The following is a 16,145-nucleotide window of genomic DNA, read 5'->3' on the forward strand; positions in this document are numbered from 1 at the left end:
ATCCGGCCCGATCGCCTGAGCCCACTAAAGTAAAGGCATGACCGAAATCCCCGTGCACACCTCTCTCTGGCCCGCCCCCCACGCGAGCGGCCCCGTCTTCGCGACGGTCCATGTGCCGGGGTCGAAGTCGGTCACCAACCGCGCGCTCGTCCTGGCCGCGCTCGCCGCCGAGCCCGGCTGGCTGCGCCGCCCGCTGCGCTCGCGCGACACGCTCCTGATGGCGGCCGCCCTGCGCGCCATGGGCGTCGGCATCGAGGAGGGCGTGGGCCCGGACGGTTCCGGCGAGGCCTGGCGCGTCATCCCTTCGGGGCTGCGCGGCCCGGCCACGGTCGACGTGGGCAACGCCGGTACGGTGATGCGCTTCCTGCCCCCCGTCGCGGCGCTCGCCGACGGATCGGTGCGCTTCGACGGCGACCCCCGTTCGTACGAGCGGCCGCTGAACGGCGTGATCGACGCGCTGCGCGTGCTCGGCGCCCGGATCGACGACGACAGCCGCGGCTCGCTCCCGATGACCGTGCACGGCACCGGCGCCCTCGACGGCGGCCGGGTCGAGATCGACGCGTCCTCCTCGTCGCAGTTCGTCAGCGCCCTCCTGCTGTCCGCGCCGCGCTTCAACCAGGGGGTCGAGATGCGTCACGTCGGCGGCCCGCTGCCCTCGATGCCGCACATCCGGATGACCGTCGACATGCTGCGCACGGTCGGCGCCCAGGTCGACACCCCGGAGTCCGGCGGCGAGCCGAACGTCTGGCGCGTCACCTCGGGCGCCCTGCTCGGCCGCGACCTGACGGTGGAGCCCGACCTGTCGAACGCCCAGCCGTTCCTGGCCGCGGCCCTCGTCACCGGCGGCAAGGTCACCGTCCCCGACTGGCCGGAGCGCACGACGCAGCCCGGCGACCGGTTGCGCGAGATCTTCACCCTGATGGGCGGCTCCTGCGAACTGACCGGGCAGGGCCTCGAGTTCACCGGATCCGGCGCGATCCACGGCATCGACGTGGACCTGAGCGAGGTCGGCGAGCTGACGCCCGGCATCGCGGCCGTCGCGGCCCTCGCCGACTCCCCCTCCACGCTCCGGGGCGTGGCGCACCTGCGCCTGCACGAGACGGACCGCCTGGCCGCGCTCACCAAGGAGATCAACGAGCTCGGCGGCGACGTCACCGAGACCGCCGACGGCCTGCACATCCGGCCGCGCCGCCTGCACGGCGGGATCTTCCACACGTACGACGACCACCGCATGGCCACCGCGGGCGCGATCATCGGCCTCGCCGTGCCGGGCGTGGAGATCGAGAACGTGGGGACGACCGCCAAGACACTGCCCGACTTCCCCGACCTGTGGGCCGGGATGCTGGGGAACTGACGGGCGGATCGAGATCATGCGCCGCTACGGCAAGAACCCCGACGAGGACGACATCCGCGTCCGCCCCAACCGCAAGGGCAACCGCCCGCGCACGAACATCCGCCCGAAGCACGAGGACGCCGCTGACGGCATGGTCCTGACCGTGGACCGGGGCCGCCTCACCGTCCTCATCGACGACATCCCCGTCACCGCGATGAAGGCCCGCGAGCTGGGCCGCAAGGCGGCCGTGGTCGGCGACCAGGTCTCCGTCGTCGGGGATCTGTCCGGCAAGAAGGACACCCTCGCCCGCATCGTCCGCATCGGGGAGCGCACCTCCGTCCTGCGCCGCACGGCCGACGACGACGACCCGTACGAGCGCGTGGTCGTCGCCAACGCGGACCAGCTCGCCATAGTCACCGCCCTCGCGGACCCCGAGCCGCGCCCCCGCATGATCGACCGCTGCCTCGTCGCCGCGTACGACAGCGGCCTCGACCCGCTCCTCGTCCTGACCAAGTCGGACCTCGACCCGCCGGACAAGCTCCTGGAGATGTACGGGGCGTTGGGCGTCCCCTATGTCGTCACCAGCCGGGACGAGCTGGAGAGCGGGGCGGCGGTCGCCCGGGTGCGCGAGCAGCTCGACGGCAAGATCACCGTGTTCGTCGGCCACTCCGGCGTCGGCAAGACGACGCTGGTGAACGCGTTGGTGCCGAAGGGCAGCCGGCGTACGACGGGCCATGTCAACGCGGTCACGGGCCGCGGCCGGCACACCACGACGTCCGCGCTCGCGCTGCCGCTGCCCGACGACAGCGGCTGGGTGATCGACACCCCGGGCGTGCGCTCCTTCGGTCTGCACTACGTCGACCCGTCCCGCGTCATCCACGCCTTCCCCGACCTGGAGCCGGGCACGGAGAACTGTCCGCGCGCGTGCAGCCACGACGAGCCGGACTGCGCGCTCGACGAGTGGGCCGCTCAGGGACATGCCGACCCCGCGCGTCTGTACTCACTGCGGCGGCTGCTCGCCACGAGGGAGCGACGCGAGGGCGACTGACCTCAGCGTTGTTTGCGACCGCCCCGCGACGGTAAGTGCATACTCGCACCAAGCCGGATGCAAGATCGAAAGCGTACGAAGCGGTCACGGAAGTCGAAGATGCTGGAGGCAAGCACATGGCGTGGCTGCTGGTCATCGTGGCGGGGATTCTCGAGACCGGCTTCGCGGTCTGCCTGAAGCTCTCGCACGGCTTCACCCGGCTCTGGCCGACGATCGCCTTCTCGTGCTTCGCCCTCGGCAGCTTCGGCCTCCTCACGCTCGCGCTGCGCAAGCTCGACGTGGGTCCCGCGTACGCGGTGTGGACGGGCATCGGCGCGGCGGGCACCGCGATCTACGGCATGGTCTTCCTCGACGACCTGGTCTCCACCCTCAAGCTCGTCTCGATCTCGTTCGTGATCGTCGGTGTGATCGGGCTTCAGCTGTCGGGCTCGGCGCACTGAGCCGCCACGCTCACACGACGTCCCGTACGCGCGGGAAGTGGCAGGCAGCGCTCTGCTTCCCGGCCACCGGGCTCGCGGGCACCTCGCGCTCGCAGCGTTCCCTGTCGGCCCCGGGCAGGTCCGCGTAGACGGGGCAGCGCGCCCGGAAACGGCATCCTTCGTAGCGCCGCGTCGGGCTCGGCGGATCCCCGGCGAGCAGGATCCGGTCCCGCTGCCGTACCCGCTCCCGCTCGGGGTCGGGCAGCGGCACCGCGGACAACAGTGCCTGGGTGTAGGGGTGCAGAGGCCCCCCGAAGACGTCGGCCACGGGCCCGGACTCGACGGTCCGCCCCAGGTACACGACGCTCACACGGTCCGCGATGTGCCGTACGACGGACAGGTCGTGCGAGACGAAGAGGTAGGCGAGGCCGAGTTCCGCCTTGAGCCGCTGGAGCAGGTTGAGGACGCCCGCCTGTACGGAGACGTCGAGAGCGGAGACGGGTTCGTCCAGGACGAGCAGCTCCGGCTCGACGGACAGGGCCCGCGCGATCCCGACGCGCTGCCGCTGGCCGCCGGAGAACTCGTGCGGAAAGCGCTCCGCGTCGGCGGGGTCGAGGCCGACCTGTTCCAGGAGTACCGGGATCCGGCGCGCGATCGCCGCCCGGTCCGCGCCCTGGGCGCGCAGCGGCTCGGTGATGATGTCGCCGACCGGCATCCGGGGATCCAGGGAGGCCATCGGGTCCTGGAACACGATCTGCACGCGCCGCCGCAGCGCCGCCCGCCCCGCCTTCCCCAGCCCGCCCACGGACTGCCCGAACAGCTCGACGTCCCCGGCCTCGGGCCGTGCCAGTTCGAGGAGTTCGAAGAGGGTGGTGGACTTCCCCGACCCGGACTCGCCGACGAGCGCGAGGGTCTCTCCGCCGCGGATGTCGAGGTCCACCCCGTCGACGGCGTAGACGCTCCCGACCCGCCGCCTGAAGGCACCCCCCTTGAACACGGGAAACGTCCTGGCAAGCCCACGCACCTTCAACACGGGCTCCGCCGGGGGGCGTTCACCGCGATCGGGGATCCCGGGCACGGGGAAGACGTCCTGCGGGGCGAGTCCACGAACCTCGTCGGCGCGCACACAGGCGGCAAGGTGAGGTGTCGCCGAACCCGCAGCGTCCCGCAACGGAGGCACCTCGCTCAGACACGCCTCCACCGCCAAGGGGCACCTGGGCGCGAACGCGCACCTCCCGCCCAACTCCCCGGCCCCCGGCGGAGCCCCCGGCACGGGTACCAGCACGTCCGCCGCCCCGTCGAGCCGCGGCACCGCCCCCATCAGTCCCAGCGTGTAGGGCATCCGGGCCTCCCGGAACACGTCGTCCACGGGCCCGCTCTCGACCACACGGCCGGCGTACATCACCGTCACCCGGTCGGCCATCCCCGCGATGACCCCCAGGTCATGGCTGACCAGCACGACGGCCGCACCCGTCTCCCGCTGAGCCGTCCGCAGTACGTCGAGCACCTGGGCCTGGATCGTCACGTCGAGCGCCGTCGTCGGCTCGTCGGCCACGATGACGTCGGGGTCGTTGGCCATGGCCATCGCGATCATGGCCCGCTGGCGCATACCCCCGGAGAACTCGTGCGGGAAGGCGTCGGCGCGCGCGGCCGGTTCCGGGATCCCTACGAGGTCGAGCAGCTCGACGGCGCGTGCCCGCGCCGCTTGCCCGGACACTTTCTGGTGGGCACGCACGGCCTCGGCTATCTGGTCCCCGATCCGGTACACGGGCGTGAAGGCCGACAGGGGATCCTGGAACACCATCCCGATCCGGCTGCCGCGCACCCGCGAGAGATCCCGGTCGGACGCGCCGACCAGCTCCTGCCCGTCGAGCCGCACCGATCCGCGGACGGCGGCGCCGGCGGGCAGCAGGCCGAGGAGGGCCAGCGCGGTCGCGGACTTGCCCGACCCCGACTCGCCCACCAGGCCGAGGACCTCTCCCCGCTCCAGCGCCAGGTCCACGCCGCGTACTGCGGGCTTCCCGTCGAAGTCGACCTGGAGCCCGGACACCTCAAGCAGCACGGCGCGCCCCCTTCCTCGTGTCGGCCGCGCTCGTCGGATCGAACGCGTCGCGCAGCCCGTCCCCCACCAGGTTCACCGCGAGCACGAAGACGATGAGGAGCCCGGCGGGGAAGAAGAACATCCAGGGGTAGGTGATGGCCGCGCCCGTCGACGAGGCGATCAGGGTTCCCAACGAGACGTCGGGCGCCTGCACGCCGAACCCGAAGTACGACAGCGCCGTCTCGCTCATCACCGCGCCGCCGACCGCGATCGTGGCGTCGATGATCAGGAAGGAGGCCACGTTGGGCAGGACGTGCCGCCAGATGATCCGGAAGGGTCCGACGCCCATGTAGCGGGCGGCGCGCACGAATTCGCGTTCCTTGAGGGACACGGTCATCGAGCGCACCACCCGCGCGGTGATCATCCAGCCGAAGACGGCCAGCAGTCCCACGAACGCGAACCAGCCGCCACCTCTCAGCCGCGGCGAGACGATCGCGATGATGAGGAACGAGGGGAAGACGAGGAGCAGGTCGACGACGAACATGAGCCCCCGGTCCGCCCAGCCGCCGAAGTGCCCGGCGCACGCGCCGACCAGCGCCGCGAGCCCGGTCGAGAACAGAGCCACCAGAACCCCGATCACCAGGGACTTCTGGAGCCCGCGCACGGTCTGCGCGAAGACGTCCTGACCGATGCGGTTGGTGCCCCACCAGTGGTCGGCCGACGGGCCCTCGCGCAGCGCCGTGTAGTCGACCTTGCTGTACGTCCACCCGGCGAGGTACGGGCCGAGCACGGCGAGGGCGACGAGGAGCAGCAGGACCGTCGCCCCGGCGAGGGCGCCGCGGTGGCTCAGGAAGCGGCGTGCGACGACACCGGCCCGGCCCCGGGGGCGTACGGCCGGGAGCAGCGGGTCGAGCACGGCGTTGGCGGTGGTGGTCATTGGCAGGGGACGTCCTCGGGCGTCAGGCGCGCCGGACGCGCGGGTCGAGTGCGGCGTGCAGGGCGTCGGCGAGGAAGCCGGACAGCAGCACGACCACGGCGGCGAACACATTGACGGCGACGACGGAGTTGACGTCGTTCTTGCCGATGGAGGAGACGAACCACTCGCCCATGCCGTGCCAGCCGAAGATCGTCTCGGTGAAGGTGGCGCCCGTGAACAGAGCGAGGAAGCCGTAGCTGAAGAACGTGGACATGGGGATGAGGGCCGTACGCAGTCCGTGCCGCAGCAGCACCGTGCGCCGGGTCAGCCCCTTCGCCTGGGCCGTGCGCAGATAGTCGGCGCCGAGCACGTCGAGCATGGCGGAGCGCTGGTAGCGGCTGTACCCGGCGACGGCGCCGAGGGCGATGGAGATCGTCGGCAGCAGCAGGTGCACCGAGCGGTCCTTCAGGACGGCCCAGAAGCCGGAGTCGACACCCGGGCTCTTCTCGCCCGTGAACTGGATGAGCTCGGTTCCGGTCCGCTGGTTGAACCAGATGGCGCCGATCTTGAGCAGTACGGCCAGCAGGAAGACCGGGGTCGAGAGCAGCGCGAACGACGCGAGGGTCAGTGCCCGGTCGGACAGCCGGTACTGGCGCACCGCCGTCCACGCCCCGGCGATCACCCCGACCACCGTGCCGGCGATCGTGCCGAGCAGCAGCAGGCGCAGGCTCACCCCGATCCGCCGGCCGAACTCGGCGGCGACGGAGGACCCGTCGATGGTCTGCCCGAGATCGCCGCGCACGGCGTGCCCGGCCCAGGCCAGGAACCGTTCGGCGAGCGGCTTGTGGTCGTTGACGCCCATCGCGGTGAGGTGGTGGTCGACCGCCGAGGGTGACAGGGGCGGCTGGCGGCCCTCGTAGTACGCGCGCGGGTCGAGCGCGAGCGAGGCGATCAGGTAGGAGAGGCAGACGGCGACGAGCAGCAGGACCACGTAGTAGCCGAGCCGCTTGGCCAGATATGCCGACACCGTTCCTGCCCTCACTGCGGATTGCGCCGAACTCTCGCTGAAACACACCTGATGACGCCCGGGGACCCTGCCCGGATCCCCTCATCGGCTGTCATCGACGCAGGGGTCATCAGCTTTCAACTCCAGCATGATCGCGGGTTGTTGCTGCTTTGTGAAGAGCGCATGTCAAGGTCGCCGCACTCTTCCGCCGTCGACTCCCGCGGGTCTACGGTCTCGGCTGACATGCGGCCGCTCCGCCGCCGCAGCCCGGACCGGAGGAAGACCCATGCGCAGATCCACCGTCACCGCCGTCGCCGCAGCCCTGTCGGCCACCCTGGTGCTGGCGGGCTGCGGGTCGTCCGACGACGGCAAGCCGGTACGGAAAGAGGCCGCGCCGGCGGTGGACGGCCAGGACATCAACGCGCATCCGGTGAGCGATCTCCGGCAGGGCGGGACGCTGAAGATGGGCCTGTCGACATGGCCCGCCAACTTCAACTGGAACACCCCCGACGGCTACCAAGGTGACGCCACGGAGGTGGACGCGGCGCTGCTGCCCGACCTGTTCGACAACGACGCCAAGGGCGCCCAGCACGTCAACCCGAACTTCCTGGTCTCGGCGAAGGTCGTCTCCACCGACCCGCAGGTCGTGGAGTACGAACTGAACCCGAAGGCCAAGTGGTCCGACGGAAAGCCGCTGAGCTGGAAGGACTTCGCCGCTCAGTGGAAGGCACTCAACAACACGGACAAGGACTACGAGGCGGCCGTCACCGACGGCTACGAGCAGATATCCAAGGTCGAGCAGGGCAAGGACGCGCACGGCGTCCGGATCACCTTCGACAAGCCGTACGCCGAGTGGCAGAACCTCTTCGATCCGGTGTACCCGGCGGCGTACATCGACACCCCGGAGAAGTTCAACAAGGGCTGGACGCAGAAGCTCCCGGTCACCGCGAACGCCTTCAAGATCAAGAACATCGACAGGACAGCCCAGACGATCACCATCGTGCCGGACCCGGCCTGGTGGGGTCCCAAGCCCAAGCTGGACTCCGTCGTCTATCGGATCGTCGACTTCACCGCGACCACCGAGGCGTATCTCAACAAGGAGATCGACTCCGCCACCGCGCTGCTGCCCGAGGACTACAAGCGCCTCGTGAAGTCGGCCGGCACGGACATCCGGCGCGGCGCGCGCTGGGACGAGGTGCACATCGCGCTCAACGGCGCGCACGGCCCGCTGAAGGACGTCCGCGTGCGCCAGGCGCTCGGCAACGCGATCGACCGCAAGGGCATCAACGCCGCCTTCAGCAAGGACCTCTCCTTCGAACTGAAGCCGCTCGACAACCACTTGTTCATGCCCAACCAGGAGGGCTACCAGAACAACTCGGGCGAGTACGGGAAGTACGACCCCGAGAGGGCGGACAAGCTGCTCGACGAGGCCGGCTGGAAGTCGGCCGGTGAGGGCAAGACGCGCACCAAGGGCGGCAAGGACCTCACGCTCGAGTACACGCTGAGCGCGGGCAGTTCGTCGGCCCAGGTCGACCAGGCTGAGCTGGTGCAGCAGCAGCTGGCGGCCGTCGGCATCAAGGTCACGCTGAAGAAGGTCCCGGCCAACGACTACTTCACGAAGTTCGTGAACACCGGCAACTTCGACCTGACGAGCTTCCGCAACGTGGACGCCGTCTTCAAGAACATCGTCATCCCCACCTTCGTGCAGCCGCAGGGCGGGAACCTCTTCCAGAACTACGGCTCCATCGGCTCCCCGAAGATCGACGCGCTGCTGAAGAAGGCCCAGCAGACCACGGACACCACCGAGGCGAACAAGCTCTACAACGAGGCCGACAAGGAGCTGTGGAAGCTCGGCCACTCCATCGAGCTGTACCAGCGGCCGCAGATCGTCGCGGTCCGCTCGAGCCTCGCGAACTTCGGTGCCGAGGGCCTCGCCAGCAGCGACTACACGAAGATCGGCTGGCTCAAGTAGCCCACCGGGTACGTCACTTCAGGTGGTGGCGTCCCGGCGCCGGTACGACAGCGCCTCCCTCAGGAGGCGCCCCACCCCACCGTCGCCCGGCGGGGCGAGCAGACAGGACAGGGCGAGCCGGACGGCCAGCTCGCAGTCGCGGGCCAGCTGGTCCGCCTCCGCCCACGGCCGCCCCGCCGAACGGAGCGCGGCCGCGGCCCGTTCGCGGACCAGCTTCACCACGTCGCCGGGACCGGGGAGCGGCCCGTCGGCCCGGCGCTGCGCGGGCACGGTGGACGACGAGGGCACCCCGGCGAGCGCCGGGGCCGGCAGCCGCTCGCCCCAGCAGCCGGTGAGCACGGCCCGTACGAGCGCGCTGGAGCCGGCCGCGGTGACGGTCCACTCGGCGACGGCCTCGATCCCGGCCTCCTTCAGGGCCCGGTCGACGCCCGCCAGATAGGCGTCGGCCTCGCGTCGGACCAGGGCGCGCGCGAGCCCGTCCTTGCTGCCGAACTCGTTGTAGAGGGTCTGCCGGGACACCCCGGCGACGGCCGCCACGTCGATCATCCGCACCAGGGGCCAGGGGCGCCCGGCCAGCGCCGTACCGGCCGCGTCCAGCAAGGACTCCCGCGCTGTGGGCATCGTCGCCTCCCCACGCCGTAGCGGCTCAGTCGCCAGAGTTGACGCGCCCGCGTGCCCTGTCAATAGCCCTCGCGGACCGCCGGGCCCGGCGCCCTGTGGCCCCGGACCGACCTCGATCGATACTGTTCATCCATGCCCGACTATCACGATGATCTGCGTCTCGCCCACGTCCTCGCGGACGCCGCCGACGCCGCGACCATGGACCGGTTCAAGGCCCTCGACCTGAAGGTCGAGACCAAGCCGGACATGACGCCGGTGAGCGAGGCCGACAAGGCCGCGGAGGAACTCATCCGCGGTCAGCTGAAGCGGGCACGGCCGCGGGACGCGATCCTCGGCGAGGAGTACGGGATCGAGGGGACGGGCCCGCGCCGCTGGGTCATCGACCCGATCGACGGCACCAAGAACTACGTACGCGGCGTGCCGGTCTGGGCGACGCTCATCTCGCTGATGGAGGCGGGCGAGGGCGGCTACCAGCCGGTGGTCGGCGTCGTCTCCGCACCGGCTCTCGGCCGCCGCTGGTGGGCGGCGAAGGGCGCGGGCGCCTACACGGGCCGCAGCCTGACGTCGGCCTCGCGCCTGCACGTCTCCAAGGTCGGGCGCCTCGCGGACGCCTCCTTCGCGTACTCCTCGCTGAGCGGCTGGGAGGAGCAGGGCCGGCTCGACGGCTTCCTCGACCTCACGCGCGCGGTGTGGCGCACGCGCGGATACGGCGACTTCTGGCCGTACATGATGGTCGCCGAGGGCGCTGTCGACATGGCGGCGGAGCCCGAGCTCTCCCTGTGGGACATGGCGGCGAACGCGATCATCGTGACGGAGGCGGGCGGCGTCTTCACCGGCCTCGACGGGCGCCACGGCCCGCACAGCGGCAACGCGGCGGCGTCGAACGGCCTGCTCCACGGCGAGCTGCTGAGCTACCTGCAGACGTGAGCGTCGCGCCGCTACGGCGCGCGGAAGCTCCGTAGCGGCGCAACGAACCTTCCGCGCCCCCTTGTTGACGGCCCGAACGGCTGCGACTCTGAGAGTCCCCCCACTTGTGAACTTGTGAATCCGTTCTCCAGGTCGGGACCGGAGGCAATCCTTCGGCATCCCGGAGGTCGCGGATTCACCAAGGAGGTGGCTCACGCCCATGCTCGTCCGCGACGCCATGAGCACGATGGTCCTCACCATCGGCCCCGCCCACACACTGCGCAGGTCGGCCCGGCTGATGTCCGAGCGCCGCGTCGGCGCGGCGGTCGTCCTCGACCCCGACACCTGCGGGATCGGCATTCTGACCGAGCGCGACATCCTCAACTCACTCGGCCTCGGCCAGAACCCGGACCACGAGATCGCCGGCACCCACACCACGACCGACGTCGTCTTCGCCGCCCCGGCGTGGACGCTCCAGGAGGCTGCCGAGGCCATGTCGCACGGCGGCTTCCGGCATCTCATCGTGCTCGACGACCAGGAGCCGGTCGGCATCGTGTCGGTCCGCGACATCATCCGCTGCTGGGCCCCGGCCCGCCGCGCGTCGACGACGCTGGTGAGCTGATCCGCGTACGGCACCGCTGTACGCGAACAAGAGGGCCGGCCCCCGATGGGAGCCGGCCCTCTACCTGCGTCAAGCGTTTCGGTCAGCCGCGAAGGGCCTGGACCGCGGCCTCGAGGCGCTTGCCGAAGTCGCCGTCCGCCTGGCGGAAGTTGCCGATCGCGCGCTCGGCGATGTCGTCGCGGGAGACGCCCGCGATGTTGCCCGCGAGGTTCTCGATCAGACGGGCCTTCTCGTCCTCGGACATCAGGCGGTAGAGGTTGCCCGCCTGCACGAAGTCGTTGTCCTCGGCGTGCGAGGGGGCCTCGTGGTTGCCGGTGCCGCCGGTGACGGGTGTCGACACCCACAGCGGCCGGTCCGTCTGGAACGGGCCGCCGAAGGAGTTCGGCTCGTAGTTCTTCGCGCCCCGGTGGCGGCCGTCGTACAGGAAGCCGTCACGGGAGTTGGTGCGCGCCTCGGTGGCGTGCGGGCGGTTCACCGGAAGGTGGTCGGCGTTGATACCGACGCGGTAGCGGTGCGCGTCCCCGTACGCGAAGAGGCGGCCCTGGAGCATCTTGTCGGGCGACGGGCCGATGCCCGGCACGAAGTGCGCCGGCGAGAAGATGCTCTGCTCGACCTCGGCGAAGATGTTCTCCGGGTTGCGGTTGAGCTCCAGCTTGCCGATCTCGATCGCCGGGTAGTCCTCGTGCGGCCACACCTTGGTGAGGTCGAACGGGTTGAAGCGGTAGGTCGCCGCGTCGGCCGCCGGCATGATCTGCACCTGCACGGTCCAGGACGGGAACTCGCCGCGCTCGATGGCCTCGCGCAGGTCGCGCTGGTGCGAGTCCGGGTCCTCGCCGGCGAGCTTCGCGGCCTCGTCGGCCGTGAGGTTCTCGATCCCCTGGTCGGTCTTGAAGTGGTACTTGACCCAGAAGACCTCGCCGGCCTCGTTGTTCCACTGGTACGTGTGCGAGCCGTACCCGTTCATGTGGCGCAGCGTCGCCGGGATGCCGCGGTCGCCGAAGAGCCAGGTGACCTGGTGCGTCGACTCGGGGCTCAGGCCCCAGAAGTCCCACACGTTGTCGGCCTCCTGCGAGCCCGTGTAGGGGTCGCGCTTCTGCGTGTGGATGAAGTCGGGGAACTTGATGGCGTCCTTGATGAAGAACACCGGGGTGTTGTTGCCGACGAGGTCGTAGTTCCCCTCCTCGGTGTAGAACTTCAGCGCGAAGCCGCGGGGGTCACGCACGGCGTCCGCGGAGCCGAGGCTGCCCGCGACGGTGGAGAACCGCAGGAACGTCTCGGTCTGCTTGCCGACCTCGGAGAGGAACTTCGCGCGCGTCCACTGCGAGACGTCCCGGGTCAGCGTGAACGTGCCGTACGCACCGGCGCCGCGGGCGTGCACGATGCGCTCCGGGATGCGCTCGCGGTTGAAGTGCGCGAGCTTCTCGAGCAGCGCCTGGTCCTGGACCAGTACAGGCCCGCCGACGCCCGCGGTCTCGCTGTTCTGGTTGTCGGCGACCGGCGCGCCGGCCTCCGTGGTGAGCGGTCCCTGCGACGTCACGTGCGCCTCCTGCCCCGGTGCAAGCACCGGCTCCACTGGAGCGGCTTTTGCCGCGCCCTCATCTGCTGCAAGTCCTGTCCCTTGGCCAAAGCCAGTTTTGATCCTACAATGGACATTGTCTAAGTCAAGTGAGCTTCCAAAGTCACACCCGTTCGGGACCTGGTCCCTCCGCCTGTTAGGCTGGCCCTCATGAGTGACCTGTTGGAACGACTGCGCGGACGCGGCTGGCGTATGACCGCGCAGCGGCGCGTCGTGGCCGAGGTCCTCGACGGCGACCATGTCCACCTGACGGCCGACGAGGTGCATTCGCTCGCCGTCGCCAAACTCCCCGAGATCTCCCGCGCGACCGTCTACAACACGCTCGGCGAGATGGTCTCCCTCGGTGAGGTCATCGAGGTCGCCACGGACAAACGCGCCAAGCGCTACGACCCGAACGCGCACCGCCCGCACCAGCACCTGGTCTGCGCCCGGTGCGGCGCGATCCGGGACGTCCACCCGAGCGGCAACCCGCTCACCGACCTCCCCGACTCCGAGCGCTTCGGCTTCACGGTCTCGGACGTCGAGGTGACGTACCGGGGCGTCTGCCCGAACTGCGCGGCGGCGTAGCGCACACCACCCTTCCCGAAGAGGGCCCGCACCAGGACGGTGCGGGCCCTCTTCGCGTACGCCTCTTCACCGAGCCCCTGGCGCGCCCCTTTGGTCCGTATCTCGACAACCCGCCCCCTTCCCCAATCTGACGACCCGTCATATCGTCGGCGACGCCCACCTCCACCGCACCCGGGAGGAAAACCGTGGGAGAGCCGCACCCCAAACTCCAGGCCCGCACACTCACCCGGTCCTTCGGCCGAGGCCACCGCACGGTGGCGGCCCTCGGCCCCCTCGACCTCACCATCGCCCCCGGCGAGTTCACCTGCGTAGTCGGTCCCTCCGGCTGCGGGAAGTCCACTCTCCTGCGTATCGCCGCCGGCTTGCTGCGCCCCTCCGCGGGCGAGCTGGCCATCCGCACGGACAGTGACCGCCCGGCCGCGATGATCTTCCAGGACTACGGGATCTACGACTGGAAGACGGTCCTGGCCAACGTCCGCTTCGGCCTCGACATCCAGAAGGTCCCCCGCCGCGAGGCCGACGCCCGCGCCACCGACTGGCTCACCCGCATGGGCCTCGCCGACTTCGCCGACGCCCATCCGGCCGCGCTGTCCGGCGGTATGCGCCAGCGCGTCGCCATCGCCCGCGCGCTCGCCGTCGAGCCCGAGATCCTCCTCATGGACGAGCCGTTCGCGGCCCTCGACGCCCAGCTGCGCACGATCCTCCAGGACGAGCTCCTCGACCTCACCCAGACCACCCGCACCACCACCCTCTTCATCACTCACAGCCTGGAAGAGGCGATCGTGCTCGGCGACCGCGTCCTCGTGATGTCGGCACGGCCGGGCCGCATCATCGCCGAGCGCCGCCCGCCGTTCGCCCGGCCGCGCACCGGCGACATCCGCTCGACGCCCGAATTCACCGCTCTGAAGGGCGAGTTGTGGGATCTGCTGCGCGGCGAGGTCCGCCGCGACGAGGTGGTCCCGGCATGACGACGACCGCCCCGAAGGAAGACACGACGCTCCTGGTCAGACGGCCCGGCCCGCAGGAGCTGCACCCCGCCCGCACCCACCGCAGGCGCCGCGCCCTCGAACTCTCCCTCGCCGTCGCCGTCCCCCTCGTCCTGGTCCTGCTGTGGCAGCTCGCCGCCACCCAGGCGTGGATCGACGACCGTGTCTACCCGGCGCCGTCCACGATCCTCGTCGACGGCTGGCACCGCGCCGCGGACGGCGACCTGTGGCCGGACGTGTGGGCCACCCTCAAGCGCGTACTCGCCGGATACGCGATCGGCACCGTCACCGGATACGCCCTCGGCCTCCTGATGGGCTCGCTGTCCATGGTGCGCGCCGCCCTCGAACCGATGCTGGACGCGCTCTACGTCGTCCCGAAGCTGGCCCTGCTGCCGATCTTCCTGAACATGTTCGGCCTCGGCGAGGGCCCGCAGATCGCGCTGGTCGCCACGACCGTCTTCTTCTTCGTCTGGATCTCCACGATGGCGGCGGTGCTCGCCGTCCCCTCCGGCCACCGGGACGCCGGGCAGGTCTTCGGCGCCTCGCCGTGGCAGATGTTCCGGCACGTCCTGCTTCCGGCGTCGCTGCCCGCGGTCCTGGTCGGCGCCCGCATCGCCGCCGGCGTCGCGGTCCTCGTGATCGTCGCCTCCGAGCAGATCGCGGCCACGAACGGCCTCGGCCACCTGATCTTCGACGCCCGCGCCCTCTTCCAGAACGACGTGATGTTCGTCGGCATCGTCTGCGTCGCCGTGCTCGGCGTCGTCTTCTCCGAACTGGTGCGCATCGCGGGCCGGCTGCTCACTCCGTGGGCGCCGCGCGACCGCGGCCGCGGCCAGTCCTGACCTCCACCGTCCCTTCCCGTACGGAGAATCCATGCGCACCAGACTCGTCTGTACGACCCTGCTCGCGACCGGCGTCCTGTTCACCTCGGCCGGATGCGGCGGCGGCAGCACCTCCTCGTCGGACACGGCCGCGAAGCCCCGCACGGTCAAGGCGGTGGCGGGCTGCGAGAAGAACGGCTGGACCGATCCGTCGGATCTGGCAGCCGACCGCGCACCCGCCCGCTGCGACAAGGGCGCCCCGGCACCGGTGAAGCTCGCCAAGACCCGCAAGCTCACCGTCGCGACCGGCACCCTGAGCGCCGAGTACGTGGCCCCGCTCGAACTGGCCGTGCAGAAGGGCGAGTTCAAGAAGGAGGGCCTCGACGTCACCCTGAAGGTCCTGCCGACCCCGGACGCGCTCCCGCTGCTGGCCAAGGGGGACATCGACGCGCAGTGGGCGGCGCCCGAGGCCGCGGTGATGAACGGCATCAGCGGCGGCTTCGACATCAAGTGGGTCGCCGGGAACTTCTCCCCCGACCCGAAGTCCAAGAGCGGTATGTGGGTGCGGCTGAAGAAGGGGCAGAGCCCGGACCACGTCCCGATGGCGGGGCGCAGGCTCGGCACGATGATCGGCAAGGGCTCGGTCATCTCGTACCCCATGGACAAGGCGCTGAAGAAGCACGGCGGCGGGCTCGACAAGATCCAGTTCCAGCAGCTCGGCTCGGCCGACGTGCTGACCGCGCTCCAGAACGGCGGGGTCGACTCGGCCTGGCTGCTCGACCCGGTGTGGCGCAAGGTCGACGGCGACAAGCGGTTCGCGTTCCTGGGCGGCCAGCCGCTCGGCGAACCCCTGGGCGGTCTCCTGTTCGGCCCGAAGCTCCTCAAGGAGGACCCGGACGCCGGGGTCGCGTTCCTGCGCGCGTACATCCGCACGGTGAACACGTACTTCGCGGGCGACTACAAGAAGGACCCGGCGTTCGTCACCGGCCTCGCCGGGCTCCTGAAGACCGACGAGGCCGTACTGGAGTCGACGCCGTCGCTGCGCATGGACTGGGAGATCAGGGCGGGCACGACGGACCGGCTCCAGGCCTCGTACCGCGCGGCGGGCGTCTCCAAGGGGGATCCGCTGCCGGAGGACAAGGTCGTGGACCGGGCGCTGTACGGGGAGGCGGTGGGCCACAAGCCGTGACGCCGGGCTGATCCGGCCGGGAAACAGAGCTGAGGCCCGGAACCAATGGTTCCGGGCCTCAGGCCTTCAGTAGCGGGGACAGGATTTGAACCTGCGACCTCTGGGTTATGAGCCCAGCGAGC

General features: G+C 70.6%; 15 protein-coding genes. 10 read left to right on the forward strand and 5 right to left on the reverse strand.

Features of this window, described 5'->3' with window-relative positions; genetic code table 11:
* Positions 1-37 precede the first annotated feature (37 nt).
* From aroA to CG723_RS26390, 3 genes are all read left to right on the forward strand, one after another.
* Positions 38-1,354 carry a 3-phosphoshikimate 1-carboxyvinyltransferase gene (aroA, locus tag CG723_RS26380; RefSeq protein WP_100595963.1) on the forward strand — a complete coding sequence of 439 codons (1,317 nt, stop codon included), beginning with the start codon at positions 38-40 and terminating at the stop codon, positions 1,352-1,354.
* 16 nt (positions 1,355-1,370) lie between these two features.
* Positions 1,371-2,381, forward strand: coding sequence for a ribosome small subunit-dependent GTPase A (gene rsgA, locus CG723_RS26385; protein ID WP_100595964.1), 1,011 nt, complete (start codon positions 1,371-1,373; stop codon positions 2,379-2,381).
* A 116-nt stretch (positions 2,382-2,497) separates the two neighbouring features.
* Complete coding sequence (locus tag CG723_RS26390) at positions 2,498-2,821, forward strand: DMT family transporter (protein ID WP_100595965.1); 324 nt, start codon at positions 2,498-2,500, stop codon at positions 2,819-2,821.
* Between the two features lie 10 nt (positions 2,822-2,831).
* On the opposite strand, the gene CG723_RS26395 is transcribed toward CG723_RS26390, so the two are convergent.
* From CG723_RS26395 to CG723_RS26405, 3 genes are read right to left on the reverse strand one after another with little or no spacing between them, the layout of a single operon-like run.
* On the reverse strand, positions 2,832-4,859 hold the full coding sequence (locus CG723_RS26395; protein ID WP_199841904.1) for a dipeptide ABC transporter ATP-binding protein: 2,028 nt from the start codon (positions 4,857-4,859) through the stop codon (positions 2,832-2,834).
* The gene (locus CG723_RS26400) at positions 4,852-5,778 is read right to left on the reverse strand and encodes an ABC transporter permease (RefSeq protein ID WP_100595967.1); all 927 of its coding nucleotides are present in this window, start codon (positions 5,776-5,778) and stop codon (positions 4,852-4,854) included. The genes CG723_RS26395 and CG723_RS26400 overlap by 8 nt, the downstream gene beginning before the upstream one ends.
* A gap of 22 nt (positions 5,779-5,800) precedes the next feature.
* Positions 5,801-6,784, reverse strand: coding sequence for an ABC transporter permease (locus CG723_RS26405; protein WP_100595968.1), 984 nt, complete (start codon positions 6,782-6,784; stop codon positions 5,801-5,803).
* 265 nt (positions 6,785-7,049) lie between these two features.
* On the opposite strand from CG723_RS26405, the gene CG723_RS26410 reads away from it, so the two are divergent.
* A complete protein-coding gene (locus CG723_RS26410; protein ID WP_100595969.1) occupies positions 7,050-8,735 on the forward strand; it encodes an ABC transporter family substrate-binding protein in 1,686 nt (561 codons plus the stop codon).
* A gap of 18 nt (positions 8,736-8,753) precedes the next feature.
* On the opposite strand, the gene CG723_RS26415 is transcribed toward CG723_RS26410, so the two are convergent.
* Positions 8,754-9,356, reverse strand: coding sequence for a TetR/AcrR family transcriptional regulator (locus CG723_RS26415; protein WP_100595970.1), 603 nt, complete (start codon positions 9,354-9,356; stop codon positions 8,754-8,756).
* Between the two features lie 132 nt (positions 9,357-9,488).
* Between CG723_RS26415 and hisN the strand changes: the two genes are divergently transcribed.
* Both hisN and CG723_RS26425 read left to right on the forward strand, forming a co-directional pair.
* Complete coding sequence (hisN, locus tag CG723_RS26420) at positions 9,489-10,283, forward strand: histidinol-phosphatase (protein ID WP_100595971.1); 795 nt, start codon at positions 9,489-9,491, stop codon at positions 10,281-10,283.
* A gap of 199 nt (positions 10,284-10,482) precedes the next feature.
* Complete coding sequence (locus CG723_RS26425; protein ID WP_100595972.1) at positions 10,483-10,884, forward strand: CBS domain-containing protein; 402 nt, start codon at positions 10,483-10,485, stop codon at positions 10,882-10,884.
* A gap of 82 nt (positions 10,885-10,966) precedes the next feature.
* Here CG723_RS26425 and CG723_RS26430 read toward each other — a convergent pair whose 3' ends face one another.
* Positions 10,967-12,448 (reverse strand): catalase, encoded by a 1,482-nt coding sequence (locus CG723_RS26430; RefSeq protein ID WP_100596002.1) that lies wholly within the window; start codon positions 12,446-12,448, stop codon positions 10,967-10,969.
* Positions 12,449-12,610: 162 nt separating this feature from the next.
* Here CG723_RS26430 and CG723_RS26435 point away from each other — a divergent pair, with 162 nt between their 5' ends.
* The 4 genes from CG723_RS26435 to CG723_RS26450 all read left to right on the forward strand — a co-directional run bounded on the left by CG723_RS26435 (position 12,611) and on the right by CG723_RS26450 (position 16,023).
* Positions 12,611-13,027, forward strand: a complete 417-nt coding sequence (locus CG723_RS26435; RefSeq protein ID WP_100595973.1) for a Fur family transcriptional regulator — start codon at positions 12,611-12,613, stop codon at positions 13,025-13,027.
* Positions 13,028-13,212: 185 nt separating this feature from the next.
* On the forward strand, positions 13,213-13,995 hold the full coding sequence (locus tag CG723_RS26440; protein ID WP_100595974.1) for an ABC transporter ATP-binding protein: 783 nt from the start codon (positions 13,213-13,215) through the stop codon (positions 13,993-13,995).
* Entirely contained in the window at positions 13,992-14,855 is an 864-nt protein-coding gene (locus CG723_RS26445; RefSeq protein WP_100595975.1) for an ABC transporter permease, read from the forward strand. The genes CG723_RS26440 and CG723_RS26445 overlap by 4 nt, the downstream gene beginning before the upstream one ends.
* A 31-nt stretch (positions 14,856-14,886) precedes the next feature.
* Entirely contained in the window at positions 14,887-16,023 is a 1,137-nt protein-coding gene (locus tag CG723_RS26450; RefSeq protein WP_100595976.1) for an ABC transporter substrate-binding protein, read from the forward strand.
* Positions 16,024-16,145 lie beyond the last annotated feature (122 nt).

The organism is Streptomyces sp. CB01635, from assembly GCF_002803065.1.
Taxonomy (GTDB): Bacteria; Actinomycetota; Actinomycetes; order Streptomycetales; family Streptomycetaceae; genus Streptomyces.